We start from the raw sequence: 16,213 nt of genomic DNA, 5'->3' as shown, positions 1-16,213 counted from the left end.
GACGTGAGTGAACTTTTTTGTGCAGGCTGCGGTGTGAAGATTCAAACAACAGAGCCAGATGAACTCGGCTATGCACCGAGCAGTGCACTTCAGCATGAACCAGTTGTCTGTCAGCGCTGCTTTCGGTTAACTCATTATAATGAAATTCAAGATGTTTCATTGAATGGAGACGACTTTTTGAACATGCTTTCTCGCATTGCTGAGAAGGATGCACTTGTCGTTTATTTGGTTGATCTCTTCGATATTGCCGGAAGCTGGGTCACTGGTCTGCAGCGCTTTGTCGGCCATAATCCGGTACTTCTTGTCGGAAATAAGCATGATTTATTTCCAAAATCAACGAATCCGAATAAATTAACCAGCTGGATGCGGCGTTCTGCGCATGAGCAAGGATTAAAGCCGGTGGATGTACTTTTAATGAGCGCAGGAAAGAATCATGGACTGGACGAAGTCGCTTCAAACATTGACTACTATCGCAACGGGCGTGACGTTTACGTTGTCGGTGCGACAAATGTAGGCAAGTCGACTTTTATTAATCACTTGATTCAAAATCTTGGTTCCGGGGATTCGGCGATTACGACATCGAGATTTCCTGGAACAACCTTGGACTTTATAGAGATTCCGCTGGATGACGGCTGCAGTCTCTACGATACCCCTGGAGTTGTTAACGATCATCAAGTCGCACATTTTGTGGACGCGCGTGATTATAAGAATGTGATGCCGGCTAAAGAAGTGAAGCCGAAGGTCTATCAGCTCAACGAAAATCAGACCCTATTCCTAGGCGGCATTGCGCGTATTGATTACATTGCTCCGGGCAGAAGATCTCTGATTGTCTATTGCGCCGGTTCACTTCCTATCCATCGGACAAAGACAGAGCAAGCAGATGATTTATATGAAAGACAATTTGGACATCTGCTGGCTCCGCCTAGTGAGGGAACAGAGCTTCCAGCCATGACACGTTATGATTTTCGTACCGACGACTTTGATTCCGATGTCGTTTTTTCCGGACTAGGGTGGATCACGATTAAGGGCAAAGGAGCCAGAGTCTCTGCCTACGCTCCGAAAGGGATTGGCGTATCCTTGCGTGAGTCGGTCATAAAGGGGTAAGCGAAAATGAATGATACGTATGGTCTGATCGGAGCACCGGTTACGCACAGCCTTTCACCGGCCATGCATAACTATTGGTTCAAGCAATATGATATTTCCGCGCATTATCAGACACATTTGGTTGAACTGGAAAACTTGGATCAGGCGGTTTCTCGACTAAAAAAATCAGGTATTAAGGGATTTAACGTCACATACCCGTTAAAAACAGCGATTCTGCCTCTGCTTGACACTGTGGATGAGGCTGCCAAGGAGATCGGGGCGGTGAACACCGTTGTTTGCTCAGATGATCGGCTAATCGGGTATAATACAGATGGAGCCGGTTTTCTTGAGGGATTGAAACAGCACTTTCCGGAATTGTCCGGTCAGCATCCGTCCATTCTCATAATTGGTGCTGGAGGAGCTGCACGGTCAGTCGCTTTGACACTAGCAAGGGCAATCGGCACGCGTGTTGATATCGCTAATCGAACATTTGATAAGGCGGTTAAGCTGAGCACTGCGTGTAGCGTATATGCGCAATCCGTGCCGCTGACCTTTAAACAGGCTGAGCTGCAACTGGATCGCTATAAAGTGGTGATCAATACAACACCGATTGGTTTCGATATACATGAGAATCATCCGTTCATTTGCTTAGATGGAGCACGAAGCGATACGCTTTTCGCGGATCTCATCTATCAGCCGAGAAGGACAGCGTTTCTTCAAGATGCAGAACACCACGGCTACTCTGTGATGAACGGCTTGCCAATGCTGGTCTATCAAGGTGCACTTGCCTTTGAAAAATGGAACGGATTCGTCCCTGAGACGAAAAAAATGGAAGAACATCTCATTCATAAGTATTTGAATTGAGTGAATAATGGAGGAATAAAAAAAGTATGCTGAGCAATAATCAACGAAAGTTTTTAAAAAAGCTTGCCCACCCGCTTAAACCGATTTTTCAAGTTGGGAAAACTGGTGTACATGATCAATTCATAGATGAAATTGATCATGTACTTGAGAAACGCGAACTCATTAAAGTACAATTTTTGCAAAATACATTTGAAGATCCTGCTGAAGCAGGCAGCGAAATAAGCCAGCGCACCGATTCAGAACTTGTTCAGGTGATCGGCCATACGGCGGTTCTTTATCGGCCGTCTAAAGAGCACAAGCGGATCGACATTCCGAACAAGTAGGATGCCGCCCAGATGAATAAAAGAATTGGTATATTCGGCGGCACATTCGATCCGCCGCATCTAATGCACTTATTGATTGCCGAGGAGGCACTCGAAGCATGCGAACTGGATCAGGTTTGGTTTTTACCAAGCTATCAACCGCCGCATGTTCATGAGAAAAAGGCGCGTGCCAGTGCTAAGCAGCGGGCAGATATGGTGCGGCTGTCAATCATGGATAACGAACAATTTGCTGTTTGCACAGCAGAACTTGAGCGAAAGGGAAAGTCTTATACCGTGGATACATTTCGCGGTTTGAAGAAAACTTATCCTGATGATGATTTTTACTTCATTCTCGGTGCAGATATGGTGGATGATCTTCCGACGTGGCATCAAGTTGATGAATTGTGCAGACTGACCTCTTTTATTGCTTTTAAGCGGCCAGGCTATCCTGAGGCCCATCCTGATTTTGCCGATGTACACTACATTGATATGCCGAAAGTGGACTTATCCTCGAGTTTCTTACGCGAACGATTGAAGTCAGGGCGGTCATGCCGCTACTTTATTAAGGATGCAGTCATAAACTACATAAAGGAGCGAGGACTTTATGAAGATTGATGAGGCAAAGAAGACAATTAAAGAGATTCTTCCCGAAAAACGCTATATACATTCCGTTGGTGTTTCGCAAACAGCAGGAGAACTTGCAAAAAAATACGGCGGTGATGAGGAGAAAGCGCGTTTAGCCGGAATGTTGCACGACATTGTCAAATATTTCTCGGATGATGAATTGAAATCAATGATTTTGCGCAAACCAGGAACGTGGAGCGATTGTCTCAAGTATTCGGACAAATTGTGGCACGCGCCAGCCGGAGCCATTTATGTACAAGAACAGTATGGCGTTAACGATTCCGATCTTTTAAATGCGATGATTTATCATACGACGGGGCGCAAGCAGATGACCCTTTTGGAGAAAATTATCTTTCTGGCCGATTACATTGAACCGAATCGTGATTTTCCAGGAGTTGATGAGGTTAGGGAAGCTGCAAAACAAGACTTGGATCATGCTGTTCTCCTGGAATTACAGAAGACCATTACACATCTACTGAGTAAACAGCAAAGTGTCTATCCGAAGACCTTTGAAGCATATAATGATCTCGTACAGGAACAAATAAACTAAAAATCAATGAGGTGACTGAATGAATAGTGAAGAATGGGTTAAATATCTCGCGGAAACAGCGGATGACAAAAAGGCTCAGGATCTTGTCATTTTAAAAATGCAGGGAATCTCAATTATGGCGGATTACTTTATTATCTGTCATGGTGATTCTGACAAACAAGTACAAGCCATTTCAATGGCGCTTCGAAAAGCTGCACTGGAAAACGGCATTGAGGTTCACCGAATGGAGGGTTATGATCAGGCTCGATGGGTACTGATTGATCTTGGTGACGTCATTGCTCATGTCTTCCATAGAGATGAACGCGATTACTATCAATTGGAAAAATTATGGGGAGACGCCCCGTTATATACATTAGAAAAAAAGCCTTCGTAAACTAAAATTAACGTGGAGATACTGTCTCCACATTTTCTTTTACATAATTATTTAAAGAAGCATGTTGTTCAAAGCTAAAATGACCACATGAATTGGAATGAGGAGGAGAGCATTGAAAGCGATACTGCTCGGCGTGTCTGCTGCTTTTTTCTTCGCAGCCGCCTTTATTTTCAACCATTCGATGGAGCTGTCCGGGGGAAGCTGGATATGGAGCGGCGCCTTGCGTTATTTTTTCATGCTTCCATTCCTTGCACTGCTTGTCCTTTTGCGCGGCAACTTTATGCAAGTGCTGCGTGAGATGAAATCAGATTGGGTGCGCTGGGTCGTATGGAGCTCTGTTGGTTTTGGTATGTTTTATGCACCGCTTTGTTTTTCGGCAAGCTTTGCGCCAGGATGGCTGATCGCCGGAACCTGGCAGTTTACGATTATTGCCGGTTCTTTGCTTGCTCCTTTGTTTTATGAGACGGTACAGACGACAGCAGGAGTGATCCGTGTAAGAGGACGCATTCCGATTAAAGGTCTTTTTTTGTCTCTGATTATTTTAATTGGTATTATGCTTCTTCAAGTGGAGCAGACGAGCGGTCTTTCTGCAAGTACTGCGCTTTTGGCTGTTGTTCCGGTTGTCATTGCTGCTTTTGCTTATCCTCTTGGCAATCGAAAAATGATGGATGTGTGCGGCGATCGGCTTGATACTTATCAGCGTGTTTTCGGTATGACACTGGCGAGCATGCCGTTTTGGCTGATCCTTGCGGTATATGGCGCGGTATCAGTTGGCAGACCAAGCCAAACTCAAGTTATTCAATCATTAATTGTTGCGATCAGTTCAGGAGTTATCGCGACGATCCTTTTCTTTTCAGCAACTGATCTTGTACGCGGGAACATGCAGCAATTAGCGGCCGTTGAAGCGACACAATCAATGGAGGTATTGTTTACCGTACTCGGTGAACTTGTCCTTTTATCAGCACCTTTGCCGTCGCTTATTTCATGGCTTGGTATGCTGGTTATTATGGCAGGTATGATCCTGCACAGCCTATTTTCAAGGCCTTCGGATGTGCCGATGCAGGCGGCAGAGGCACATGAATAAACGAAAAGATCTGAACCGATCATTCATCGCTGAACGTTGGTTTGGATCTTTTTTGCTGTGACTGCTGATGAATCAAAGAGCTGCTCAAAAGTACGGAACATGTTGGCCTAACTTAATTTTTTTTAAAAGAAGGAAATGTGATCGCAGTGGAGAAGTAATTATTATTGGTCTCAAGTTAGCTCTTCTCTCCCTCAAATGTTTCATTCACTGCTGCTTTATCTTCAATAAATTTTTTCTGCGTTTCTGTGAACAGCTTTTCAAAAACATCCTGATACCCTTGTTCTAAAATATCTAAGCCAACACCCGTTACACCACCTTTTACCGTCACTTTTTTCTGCAATTCTTCAAGCGTATAGGTTTGCTCCTCAAAAAGTTTGCCCAGCCCTTCAATCATTTCTGTCGTTAGCTGCGTCGCCTGCTTTCTGGAGAGTGATGTCGCACTTACGGCTCCGTCGATCATTTTTTGCAGTAAAAAAGAAAGAAACGCAGGTCCGCAGCTGGACAGGTCTGAAGCAGCTCGTATATTCTCTTCATCAATTTCGATCGGATGAGAAAATTGAGAGAGAATAGCCCAAAGTTTGTTTTTCGAAAGATCGGTCATACTTGATCCGAACGTGACAAGTGAACTGCCCGAAAGGCTTTGATTGACAATGCTGGGAATAACACGTGCTACTTGGCAGGGAATCATCTGTTCGAGCTGATTCACGGAAATCGGGCTCGTGATTGAGACGGCGATCTGACCCGGATGCCAAGATCCGCGTAATGATTCCAGTAAGGTGTAAAACTGGCCGGGTTTTACACAAAGGAACACAATATCTGCATTTTGGAGAACGTTAATTGGCGATTCGCTGACCGACAATCGGTGGTGCTTTTCTGCCAGATCTAAGGCTTTCTTTTTTGTTCGATTCATCACGGTAATAAATTTAGGCTTTATCGCCTTGCTTTTTACCAGCGCGTCGACAAGCAGCGCGCCCATATTCCCTGTTCCAATCATGCCGATCCTCATTTTTCTCCACCCCAATATCTCTTCAGTGTATCCTTATTGAACCTATGTATTGAGCCGACGGAATATGACTGACACCAACTATAACTGGGAGGAATTGGTTTGAGTATACGATGGATGAAAAAGAAAATAGGACTGATCGTCTTAGCCGTTGCGGTACTGCTTGTACTTTGGTTTTTTTACCAGCACCAAGCAAAAAACGAAACTGAAGCGGAGCTAGAGAAAAGCGAACAATTATTATCCGGATCGGCGGATTCAAAGAGTCAGGCCGTCGAAAAAACCAAGCAAGAGCCTGAACGGGTTGAAGAATTCATTATTGATGTAAAAGGGGCAGTGCGCGAACCAGGCATCTACCATGTCCAAACGACGGACCGAGTGATCGATGCAATTGAGCAGGCAGGAGGATTCAGTAAGCAGGCGGACCGTGACAAAGTTAATCTGGCTCAGAAGCTCACTGACGAGATGGTCATTTATGTTCCGAAGCAAGGAGAAAAAGAGCCGAATGTCTTGGTGGAATCGACCGGGAATGTGACGGAAAAGCAGGAAAGCGGGGAAATGGTTCATGTGAATACAGCTGATGAACAGACGATGCAGAATCTCCCGGGAGTGGGACCAGCAAAAGCTAAAGCAATTATTCACTATCGCGAGGAACATGGTCCTTTTAAGAGTGTTGATGAATTGACCAATGTTTCCGGTATTGGCGACAAGTCGCTTGAAAAAATGAAACCGAATATATCGCTTCAATGAACAAACATTTGATAAATGTCTCAGCGGAGAATGGGCAGATTCTGATACAATAGGGACAGGCTATTAATTCAGGAGGATGTTAACGGATGGAGAGACTTTCTTGGGATCAATATTTTATGGCACAAAGCCATTTGCTTGCGTCGCGGAGTACATGCACGAGGCTGGTTGTCGGAGCGACCATTGTACGCGACAAGAGAATTATTGCCGGCGGTTATAATGGCTCGATTGCCGGCGGCGCGCATTGTACGGATGAGGGATGTTATATGATCGACGGGCATTGTGCACGTACCATTCACGCGGAAATGAACGCGATTTTACAGTGCGCGAAATTCGGTGAACGGACAGAAGATGCGGAAATTTATGTGACGCATTATCCATGTGTCCAGTGCTGTAAAGCGATTATTCAAGCAGGAATAAAAAGCGTTTACTTTGCAAAGGATTACAAAAATCATCCTTATGCGAAGGAACTGTTTGAGGCAGCTCATGTAACGGTTAAAAAAGTGCCTTTTGACAATTTTATTGAACTGAAGGTGGCAAAGAAAGAAGAAATCCGATGATCGGAGGGATCTGACTTTGTTCAGTGTTGAACTTTATATCGTAATCTTGAGAAAGCTGGGTCGAGATGCCGGTTTCCGGTAAATGGCATTTACTTGCGGTGTCGGGATGTCTGGCAGCATGGACATTTCTAAGTGCGAATCCAATCGTTCCAGCAGCTCTGTTTATCGCATATGAACTTTACCTAATTGCTTTGAGAAAGTATCAACTTTTCGGTATTCTTCTGCTCATCTTTTTGATCATAAAAATTGATCTCGTCTTTTTTCAAAAGAATGATACCGTTTTGTCGGATCGCCAGCAAGTTTTGCATGGCAGGATTACTGACCTTCCTCAATTTGATGGTGATCGCCTTCATTTCAAGATGAAGACGAATCAAGGCGAGTCTATTATGGTTGATGTAAGGCTTGCGACGAAGGAACAAAAGCGTTTATTGATACGTGAATTGAAAACCGGCATGAAGTGCCGAGTGACGGGAAAACTTGAAAGACCTGAACAGCCCAGTAATTTTCATGCCTTTAATCAGCGTTTGTACCTTGAGAGGCATCACATTTTTTGGCGGATGAAGGCTGCTCAGATTCCCAGCTACAGTGATACTGATCTGTCGATTCTCGATTGGCTTCGACGCATTCGCCAAAATCAGGTCACATTTATTTCTGCACACTTTACATCAACAACTGCAGAGATGATGAATGCCTTGCTGCTGGGAACAGATGATCAGATGGATGCCGATTTGTCGGATGCTTATAGGATGTTTGGCCTCGTTCATCTGCTTGTTGTTTCAGGTATGCATGTCGCTGTGGTGTTCGGCACTTTATTCTATCTGCTCAGGCGAATAGGCATGGTACGCGAACATGCTTCATTGCTGATTCTTATACTGCTTCCCATGTATGTTGTGATCACAGGCGCTGAGCCGTCAATCGTGCGTTCCGGAATAACGGCTGGCTGTGTACTGCTTTTCACATTAATGAAGAAGCGGAAACTGCCCGTTTCCGACTCGATCTCCATTGCATGTTTGCTGATGGTTTTTTATGATCCAAGTGTCGTGTATGATTTAGGCTTTCAGCTTTCTTTCACAGTTACCTTTGTCGTTTTAATTGCCGGTCCAATGGTTATCCGATCGTATCAATCGCCTATGCTGCGCATGATTGTTCTCTCGTTGATTTGCGAACTCGCGACTTTTCCGATTATTGTGCCGAACTTCTATCAGCTTTCTCTTGCGGGCATTCTGCTCAGCATCTTTTTCGTTCCATTCATTACCTTTGTTATTTTGCCTCTCTGTGCCGTTGGTTATTTCATCACATTATTGTTCTCCGATCTTTCCGGATTTTTTTCATATACTGTAGATACTCTTCTTTTTGTTCCTCACCAATTTTTACTCTATTTGTCACGTCATATGCCTATGCAATTAACCTATGGCGCATTATCCGGCTGGCAAATCGGAATATCCGTGGTTTTAATTTTCATAACCCTCATTGTCTGGGAGTATTTCCGCTCGATTCAATCGGTTTTCGCACTGCTTGTTCCATTTTTTCTTATTTATGGAATGGTATGGACTACCGATCAGCTGGATACCCGCGGTTCCGTCACCTTTCTTGATGTCGGGCAAGGGGATAGTATTTTGATTCGATTGCCTCATAACGGAGGCAATGTACTGATTGATACCGGAGGAACGATTGAATTTGGACAAGAAAAATGGCGTGAGCGCAACCGACCGTTCGAAGTCGGAAGAGATGTCGTTTTGCGCGAACTGCTCGCTTTGAGAGCCACTCACCTTGAGGCTCTCGTATTAACACATCGCGATGCCGACCATGTCGAAGGATTGAAAGGAATCGCTGGGAAAATAGCGATTCATCAATTGCTGATCAGTCCGTATCATAACCCAAACGCCAAGGATCGTGCCCTTTTCGAATTGATGGTACATGATGGGACGACGATTAATGATCTTCATTCGGGTATGACAATGAAAATGGGGAATGCCGCGTTTCATGTGCTTTCGCCAAGTAGACAATCAAAGGAGAGCAATGATAATTCAGTTGTTTTTCATGTAACGTTAGGAGGCAAGGAGTGGATATTTACCGGTGACCTAAGCCAAACTGGTGAAAAAGAGCTGCTTGAACGTTATCCGCATATAGATGCTGATGTGCTCAAGCTCGGTCATCATGGCAGCCGAACGTCGACATCTGAGGAATGGCTCACTCATCTTAGTCCGACGGTCGGAATTATTTCAAGCGGAAAAGGGAATCGTTATGGACATCCTCACCAAGAGGTCATTGAGAAGCTGAGTGAACACAGTGTCCGTGTACTGCGTACAGATCAATTGGGGGCAATCCGGTTCTGGTTTAATCAACAACAAGTGATCATTTGGGAACATGCCGGTTCACCATAATTTACCCTGATTACCACCTTTTTTATTTGAAAGTTGTCCGCTGTCACCCATACTTTTTTCGCTCATAGGATAACCTAGAGAGAGTAATGTATATCGCCTGACAAGCGTTGTCCTAGGTTTCGTTTGTCGGCGTTCATATATATTTAGAAAGCGGCTTTCAGCCGCTTTCTTTTTACGTTCGGAAAGAAAACAATGCGTATCGCGGTCTTTCAATCAAAGGCCGTGTAAAAGAAGAAGCTTGTCAATAGGGCAACCGGACGGTAAAGTAAAGATATGCGAGCGTCACTTCTCAAGCTCCGGATAATTCGCAGACAAAGGATGATTACATAGATGGCAGTGCCTAAATCAGCAAACTTATCAATCAGCAAGCCCCTTGCACCGGTATATCTGTTGTTCGGGACACAGGATTTTCTCATCCAATTGATGAAGAGCAACATTACAAAAGAGGCACTAAACGACGAGGAACGTGATTTCAACTATTCAAGATATGATATGACTGAGGTCCCGCTTGAACATGCAGTAGAAGATGCGGAAACGATTCCGTTTTTCGGCGAAAAGAAAGTTGTAATCATGGATAATGCCTACTTTTTGACCGGTGAACGAACAAAAACGAAGATGGAACAAAAAATTGACCGTTTGGAACAATACATGGAACATCCCGCTGAAAGTACGGTGTTGATGGTTATCGCCCCTTATGAAAAATTGGACCGGCGAAAAAAAATTGTAAAGAAGCTTGAAAAAACAGCAGTTGTTTATGAACTGTCTCACTTAACGGATACGACGCTCTTCGCCATTCTTGAAAATGTTGCCGCTCAACATGGTGCAAGGTATACGAAGGCAGGACATGAACAGTTAATGGCTGCGATTGGTCCGCACCTTGGCCAGCTTGCTAATGAGGTTGGCAAATGCGCGCTTTATTGCGGCGCAGATCGACCGATTGATGCACAGGTGGTTGAGGAGATTGGGTCAAAATCGCTTGAAACAAATGTCTTTCTGCTTGTAAATCAAGTCATGCATAGAAAAACGGCCGAAGCATTGCAATTGCTTCATGAGCTTGTGCGAATGAAAGAGGAACCCTTGAAGCTGCTTGCCCTTTTGGAACGGCAGTTTCGTATTGTCTATCAGGCAGGATATTATCAGAAAGCAGGTTATACTCAGAATAATATTGCTGGTAAAATCGGTGTTCATCCCTACGCAGTAAAATTGGCATTGGAGCAGACACGGCTTTTTGATGCCCTAGTGCTGCAGCATGCGCTCGAAAAATGCTCGGAAACGGACTTTAAGATCAAGACAGGACAAGCAGATAAAGTGCTGGCGCTTGAGCTGTTAATCGTCGATATCTCTACGAAAACAGCTTAATAAACAACAAAAACGGCCTGCTTTTTCAAGCAAGCCGTTTTAATAAATAAAGAGACAGAAGAATTGGCGCAGGTGCACCTGCGCCAATTCTTCTGTCTGCACTAAAGTCTTGCTGAGCAAGAGTTTTAATAATCAGGCGTCTAAACCGTTCAATTTCTTGGACAGTCTTGATTTTTCATGAGCAGCTTTATTTTTATGGATCAAGCCTTTAGTTGCTGCTTTGTCGACCTTCTTCGTTGCAGCAACAAAAGCGACCTTTGCGCCTTCAACATCTTTTTCTTCAACCTTAGTGTTGAATGATTTAATCGCTGTGCGCATTGCGGATCTGTATTGCACATTGTGCTGACGGTTCGCTTCGCTCGTTTTTACACGTTTAATTGCTGATTTAATATTTGGCATTCGATTCACCTCCAAATCATGAATTCCCGGTCATCATACTAACTCCGCCGAAATAATCACGTTCCTATATAAATAAACGATAGGCTGATAAAGCCTCTATTCCTATGAGCAGAGATTCATTCTGACAAACTGTATTGTATCAAAGGCTACAGCCTTTTGCAATGAATGAATGAAAAAAGCACAAATGAACATCCTTTTAAAAGATATTAAATGTCGATCTACGCGACTTCATCATCTGCTCGTTAATTTTAGCAAAAGTAAAGGAGACTTTAACCTATGGGTAATTTGGACGTCAAACAGTTTGCGGTCCGTACTGACCTGGCGATTGAAGAAAGCGAGAAAAGGCCGGCAATACAAGGTCTGCACAGCGAAGAAAAAAAGGAATCCGGTATAAAAGTTACTTCGATGACTATTGATCGGCAGGCTGCTGCGGCAATGAATAAAAAACCGGGAACTTACTTGACCTTTGAGGCCCAGGAGCTTCGCTCGGCGGATACGGAAATTGAGGGGAAGATGGAGCGAGTGTTCGCTAAGTACTTTGCTCAATTTCTGAAGCAACTGTCTATCGCGGACGATGCAAGCTGTCTCCTTGTCGGCTTAGGAAATGGGAAGGTCACCCCTGATGCACTGGGGCCGAGTGTCGTGCAGAATGTCCTTGTTACTAAGCATCTGTTTGATCTTCAGCCGGAAAATGTCCAGCCCGGCTATCGTCCTGTCAGCGCCTTAACTCCTGGGGTAATGGGCGTGACCGGTATCGAGACAAGCGATATTATTCTTGGCGTCATTGAGAAAACAAAACCCGACTTTGTGATCGCAGTTGATGCGTTGGCGGCACGCGCGATTGAGCGGGTAAATACGACGATTCAAGTTGCTGACAGCGGAATTCATCCTGGTTCGGGAGTCGGCAACAATCGTAAAGAATTGAGTATGCAGACTTTAGGAATTCCGGTGATCGCAATTGGCGTACCGACTGTCGTTGATGCGGTAACGATAACGAGCGATTCACTTGATCTGCTTCTTCGCCACTTTGAACGGGAAATGAGCGATACAAAGCCATCTAAGTCGCTTGCGCCTTCTTGGATGTCTTTTGGAGAAAAAGTAGATTACAAAAAATTAAATTTGCCAAGTAAGGAGAAGCGTGCGGCATTCCTTGGCATGGTCGGCACGCTGAGCGAAGAAGAAAAAGCACAATTGATTCGCGAAGCGCTTGGGGCGAGCGGAACTCAGATGATGGTGACACCAAAAGAAGTTGACTTTTTTATTGAAAAAATGGGCAATGTGATCGCTGAAGGATTGAACGCAGCCCTGCATCATCAGGTGAATCAAAAGAATGTTGGACATTTTACACATTAATACATGATTTGCTGCGATCCGGCATAAGATGAAGCAACGAACAAAGGACAAGCCCTAAGGCGAAGGGAGCGGCGAACAAATGAAACGCTTTGTTATTGAATGTTTTGTCGTATTGTTGGTGCTTCTCATATGCGGACTTTACGGTGCGGTAACCGTTCGCGACGCGCAGCAGCCCCAGACGGCTGAAACAACGAGTACGGCTAGCCATGAACAACAAATTGTGATTCCTCAAAATAAATTGGATTCTTTACCAAATCCTGCGAAAAGTGAAGAGGTCAATGGTATCTCTGAACAAAAAGGATATTCGTTGTCCGATAAAGTGCAGCGGTTTTTCTTGTGGGGAGTCAGTGCGCTTGCAGCGTTTGTTGACGGCTTGATCCAAATCTTTGTTTCATGATAATAATCTGCATGCCGAACCGGTCGGGAATCCTGACCGGTTTTTCATTTTATCAGAAGCTTTGCCTCAAGAGAAACTCAGCTGATGTAAGCTTTTGGGTTCTTCATTGAAACGTTCCTTCGGGATTGATATAATCGAGATTAAGTGATGTTTTTTGGAAGCAGGAGGAACAATTATGTCAGAGAAACAAGGAACGCGTCAATCGCGGATCCGTAATTTTTCAATCATCGCTCATATCGATCATGGCAAGTCAACATTGGCCGATCGTATATTGGAAGCGACACAAGCGCTTACGCAAAGAGAAATGAAGGCGCAGACGCTAGACGCGATGGATCTTGAACGTGAACGCGGAATTACAATCAAGCTGAACGCGGTTGAATTAAATTATACAGCGCCAGACGGCGAGACGTACATCTTTCATTTAATCGACACGCCAGGGCATGTCGACTTTTCTTATGAAGTCTCACGAAGCCTTGCCGCATGCGAAGGTGCGCTGCTTGTTGTGGATGCAGCGCAAGGCGTTGAGGCGCAGACCTTGGCGAATGTCTATCTTGCTTTAGAAAACAACCTGGAGATTATCCCGGTTATTAATAAAATTGATCTGCCGAATGCCGACCCTGACCGAGTGAAACAGGAAATAGAAGATGTGATTGGTCTCGATGCATCCGATGCGGTCCTTGCGTCAGCAAAAACCGGGATTGGAACAGATGAAATTCTCGCTCAAATTATTGAAAAAATTCCTGCGCCGGCCGGTGATCCGGATGCGCCGCTTCAAGCGCTGATCTTTGACTCGCTCTATGATGCGTATCGCGGTGTTGTCGTGTATATCCGTGTCGTCGAAGGAACCGTTCGTGTCGGCGATCAAATTAAAATGATGGCGAACGGAAAAACATTCGAGGTACTGGAGGTCGGTGTTTCGACGCCGAAGATTGAAAATCGCGAAGAATTATCCGTTGGAGACGTTGGCTTCCTTACAGCTTCTATAAAGTCCGTTCATGATACGCAAGTGGGCGATACGGTGACGCATGCTGAGCACCCCGCGGACAAGCCACTGCCAGGCTATCGTAAGATGAACCCAATGGTGTACTGCGGACTGTATCCGATTGATACGGCTCGATATGAAGATCTGAGAGAGGCGCTCGGTCGACTTGAATTGAACGACTCCGCGTTGCAGTACGAACCGGAAACATCAGAAGCACTCGGTTTTGGCTTCCGTTGCGGATTTCTCGGATTGCTGCATATGGATATTGTTCAGGAACGATTGGAACGCGAATTCAACATTGATTTGATCGCGACAGCACCAAGTGTTATTTATAATGTTAAATTAACTGATGGCTCTAGTGTACGCGTGGGTAATCCATCGGAAATGCCGGAGCGCAAATACATAGCTGAGGTTGAAGAACCTTATGTCAAGGCAACAATAATGACACCGAATGACTACGTTGGTGCCATTATGGAGCTTTGTCAAAGAAAACGTGGGGAATTCCAAACAATGGAATATCTCGATGCCAATCGAACGAATGTGATTTATGATCTGCCGCTTTCTGAGATTATGTACGACTTTTTTGATATCCTTAAATCAAGCACGAAAGGCTACGCCTCGCTGGATTACGAGATGGACGGCTATCGCGTGAGTGATTTGTTGAAAATGGATATTTTGCTCAACGGTGAAAAAGTGGATGCGCTCTCGGTTGTCGTGCATCAAGAATTCGCTTATGACCGCGGCAAAACGATTGTTGAAAAGTTGAAAGAATTGATTCCGCGCCAGCAATTTGAAGTGCCGATTCAGGCGGCGATTGGTCAGAAGATCATTTCTCGATCAACGATCAAAGCCCTTCGAAAAAATGTGCTCGCTAAGTGCTACGGCGGCGATGTGTCACGTAAGCGCAAGCTGCTTGAGAAACAAAAAGCAGGCAAGAAACGGATGAAAGCGGTCGGCAGTGTCGAAGTACCGCAGGAAGCGTTCATGTCTGTGTTCCGGATGAGTCATGATGATTAACCGCCAGGTGCGACGCGGGGCATATATCCATATCCCCTTTTGCGACCACATTTGTTATTACTGCGATTTTAATAAGGTGTTTATGAAAAATCAGCCGGTTGACGATTACTTGGACGCACTCGCTTTGGAAATGCGGAGCTATGGAGCGGACGGGCTGCCTGAGACCATCTATATTGGCGGTGGCACACCGACCGCACTTAATGAAAAACAATTTGAACGGCTTTTTATTGATATTAAACACTATTTAATGAGTCCGTCGATTAAAGAATTTACGGTTGAAGCGAATCCGGAGAGCTTAAATGAAGCGAAACTGGAGATTATGAAACGATTTGGTGTCACTCGGCTCAGTGTCGGTGTCCAAACCTTTGACAATCACCTGCTGAAGAAAATCGGCAGGGCGCATGAAGCAAAAGATGCGGAGAATGCAATTCGGCTTGCACAAGAACATGGATTTGATAATATTACACTTGACTTGATGTTTGCACTGCCGGGACAGACTGAAACCGTTCTGCATGAGTCACTGGAACGCGCTTTAAGCCTTGGAACACCGCATATATCGATTTATTCGCTCCAGCTTGAGCCGAAAACTATTTTTTATAATCGAATGAAAAGCGGAAGTCTGAAGCTGCCCGGAGAAGATATTGAAGCCGACATGTACGGTCAAATTATCTTGGAGCTTGAGAAACATGGACTTCATCATTATGAGATCAGTAATTTTGCAAAGCCGGGTTATGAAGGTATTCATAATTCAATGTACTGGCACAATGAAGAATATTACGGTATTGGAGCGGGTGCACATGGGTATTGGAAGGGTGTTCGCTATGCCAATGCCGGCCCGGTGAAAAAGTATATTGAGCATGTTCGTGAACAAGGGAACGCGAGAGTCTCCGAGCATGAAGTAACAGTTACTGAGAAAATGGAGGAAGAAATGTTTCTCGGACTTCGTCTTATGAGAGGCGTCAGTATCGAACACTTCAATGAAAAATTCGGTCGACCGATTGAGCAAATATATGGCAAAGAAATAGAACAATTAAAGGCACAGGGCCTGCTTCATGAGCGGGACGACCGGCTCGCATTGACTCAAAAAGGTGTTTTTTTAGGAAACAATGTTTTTGAAGCCTTTTTAATTTCTTAA

At 44.7% G+C, this 16,213-nt stretch carries 16 protein-coding genes and 1 pseudogene; 15 read left to right on the top strand and 2 right to left on the bottom strand.

The annotated features are described in order from the left end of the window. Positions 1 to 3 precede the first annotated feature (3 nt). The 7 genes from yqeH (at position 4) to AC6F33_RS10795 (ending at position 4,880) form a co-directional block, all read left to right on the top strand. Entirely contained in the window at positions 4 to 1,104 is a 1,101-nt protein-coding gene (gene yqeH, locus AC6F33_RS10825; protein ID WP_500777088.1) for a ribosome biogenesis GTPase YqeH, read from the top strand. Positions 1,105 to 1,110: 6 nt separating this feature from the next. Next, entirely contained in the window at positions 1,111 to 1,947 is an 837-nt protein-coding gene (gene aroE / locus AC6F33_RS10820) for a shikimate dehydrogenase (RefSeq protein WP_500777087.1), read from the top strand. 26 nt (positions 1,948 to 1,973) lie between these two features. Then, positions 1,974 to 2,270 carry a ribosome assembly RNA-binding protein YhbY gene (yhbY, locus tag AC6F33_RS10815; RefSeq protein ID WP_480948362.1) on the top strand — a complete coding sequence of 99 codons (297 nt, stop codon included), beginning with the start codon at positions 1,974 to 1,976 and terminating at the stop codon, positions 2,268 to 2,270. A gap of 12 nt (positions 2,271 to 2,282) precedes the next feature. Beyond that, positions 2,283 to 2,864 carry a nicotinate-nucleotide adenylyltransferase gene (locus AC6F33_RS10810; RefSeq protein WP_255745454.1) on the top strand — a complete coding sequence of 194 codons (582 nt, stop codon included), beginning with the start codon at positions 2,283 to 2,285 and terminating at the stop codon, positions 2,862 to 2,864. Further along, entirely contained in the window at positions 2,854 to 3,423 is a 570-nt protein-coding gene (gene yqeK, locus AC6F33_RS10805) for a bis(5'-nucleosyl)-tetraphosphatase (symmetrical) YqeK (RefSeq protein WP_255745452.1), read from the top strand. Before AC6F33_RS10810 ends, yqeK begins: the two co-directional genes overlap by 11 nt. A gap of 19 nt (positions 3,424 to 3,442) precedes the next feature. Further along, on the top strand, positions 3,443 to 3,796 hold the full coding sequence (rsfS, locus tag AC6F33_RS10800; protein WP_255745451.1) for a ribosome silencing factor: 354 nt from the start codon (positions 3,443 to 3,445) through the stop codon (positions 3,794 to 3,796). 112 nt (positions 3,797 to 3,908) lie between these two features. Then, positions 3,909 to 4,880 carry a DMT family transporter gene (locus AC6F33_RS10795; RefSeq protein WP_255745449.1) on the top strand — a complete coding sequence of 324 codons (972 nt, stop codon included), beginning with the start codon at positions 3,909 to 3,911 and terminating at the stop codon, positions 4,878 to 4,880. A gap of 175 nt (positions 4,881 to 5,055) precedes the next feature. Here AC6F33_RS10795 and comER read toward each other — a convergent pair whose 3' ends face one another. After that, the gene (gene comER, locus AC6F33_RS10790) at positions 5,056 to 5,886 is read right to left on the bottom strand and encodes a late competence protein ComER (RefSeq protein ID WP_255745448.1); all 831 of its coding nucleotides are present in this window, start codon (positions 5,884 to 5,886) and stop codon (positions 5,056 to 5,058) included. Between the two features lie 99 nt (positions 5,887 to 5,985). Here comER and AC6F33_RS10785 point away from each other — a divergent pair, with 99 nt between their 5' ends. The 4 genes and pseudogenes from AC6F33_RS10785 to holA all read left to right on the top strand — a co-directional run bounded on the left by AC6F33_RS10785 (position 5,986) and on the right by holA (position 10,930). After that, on the top strand, positions 5,986 to 6,630 hold the full coding sequence (locus AC6F33_RS10785; protein WP_255745447.1) for a helix-hairpin-helix domain-containing protein: 645 nt from the start codon (positions 5,986 to 5,988) through the stop codon (positions 6,628 to 6,630). Positions 6,631 to 6,716: 86 nt separating this feature from the next. Beyond that, positions 6,717 to 7,178, top strand: a pseudogene (locus tag AC6F33_RS10780) (ComE operon protein 2); the annotation flags it as partial. Positions 7,179 to 7,252: 74 nt separating this feature from the next. After that, a complete protein-coding gene (locus AC6F33_RS10775; RefSeq protein ID WP_500777086.1) occupies positions 7,253 to 9,571 on the top strand; it encodes a DNA internalization-related competence protein ComEC/Rec2 in 2,319 nt (772 codons plus the stop codon). Between the two features lie 330 nt (positions 9,572 to 9,901). Next, a complete protein-coding gene (holA, locus tag AC6F33_RS10770; protein ID WP_255745444.1) occupies positions 9,902 to 10,930 on the top strand; it encodes a DNA polymerase III subunit delta in 1,029 nt (342 codons plus the stop codon). A 132-nt stretch (positions 10,931 to 11,062) separates the two neighbouring features. Here the strand turns inward: holA and rpsT are convergent, their stop codons facing one another. Next, positions 11,063 to 11,329 (bottom strand): 30S ribosomal protein S20, encoded by a 267-nt coding sequence (gene rpsT / locus AC6F33_RS10765; RefSeq protein ID WP_480948360.1) that lies wholly within the window; start codon positions 11,327 to 11,329, stop codon positions 11,063 to 11,065. A gap of 276 nt (positions 11,330 to 11,605) precedes the next feature. Between rpsT and gpr the strand changes: the two genes are divergently transcribed. The 4 genes from gpr (at position 11,606) to hemW (ending at position 16,213) form a co-directional block, all read left to right on the top strand. Continuing rightward, positions 11,606 to 12,682, top strand: a complete 1,077-nt coding sequence (gene gpr, locus AC6F33_RS10760) for a GPR endopeptidase (protein WP_500777085.1) — start codon at positions 11,606 to 11,608, stop codon at positions 12,680 to 12,682. A 79-nt stretch (positions 12,683 to 12,761) separates the two neighbouring features. Beyond that, positions 12,762 to 13,079 carry a hypothetical protein gene (locus AC6F33_RS10755; RefSeq protein ID WP_255745440.1) on the top strand — a complete coding sequence of 106 codons (318 nt, stop codon included), beginning with the start codon at positions 12,762 to 12,764 and terminating at the stop codon, positions 13,077 to 13,079. 175 nt (positions 13,080 to 13,254) lie between these two features. Continuing rightward, the gene (gene lepA, locus AC6F33_RS10750; RefSeq protein WP_500777084.1) at positions 13,255 to 15,078 is read left to right on the top strand and encodes a translation elongation factor 4; all 1,824 of its coding nucleotides are present in this window, start codon (positions 13,255 to 13,257) and stop codon (positions 15,076 to 15,078) included. Next, the gene (gene hemW / locus AC6F33_RS10745) at positions 15,068 to 16,213 is read left to right on the top strand and encodes a radical SAM family heme chaperone HemW (RefSeq protein WP_255745436.1); all 1,146 of its coding nucleotides are present in this window, start codon (positions 15,068 to 15,070) and stop codon (positions 16,211 to 16,213) included. The genes lepA and hemW overlap by 11 nt, the downstream gene beginning before the upstream one ends.

This window comes from Sporolactobacillus sp. BBK16-2, from assembly GCF_059878335.1.
This window is presented reverse-complemented; position numbering and strand designations above follow the sequence as displayed.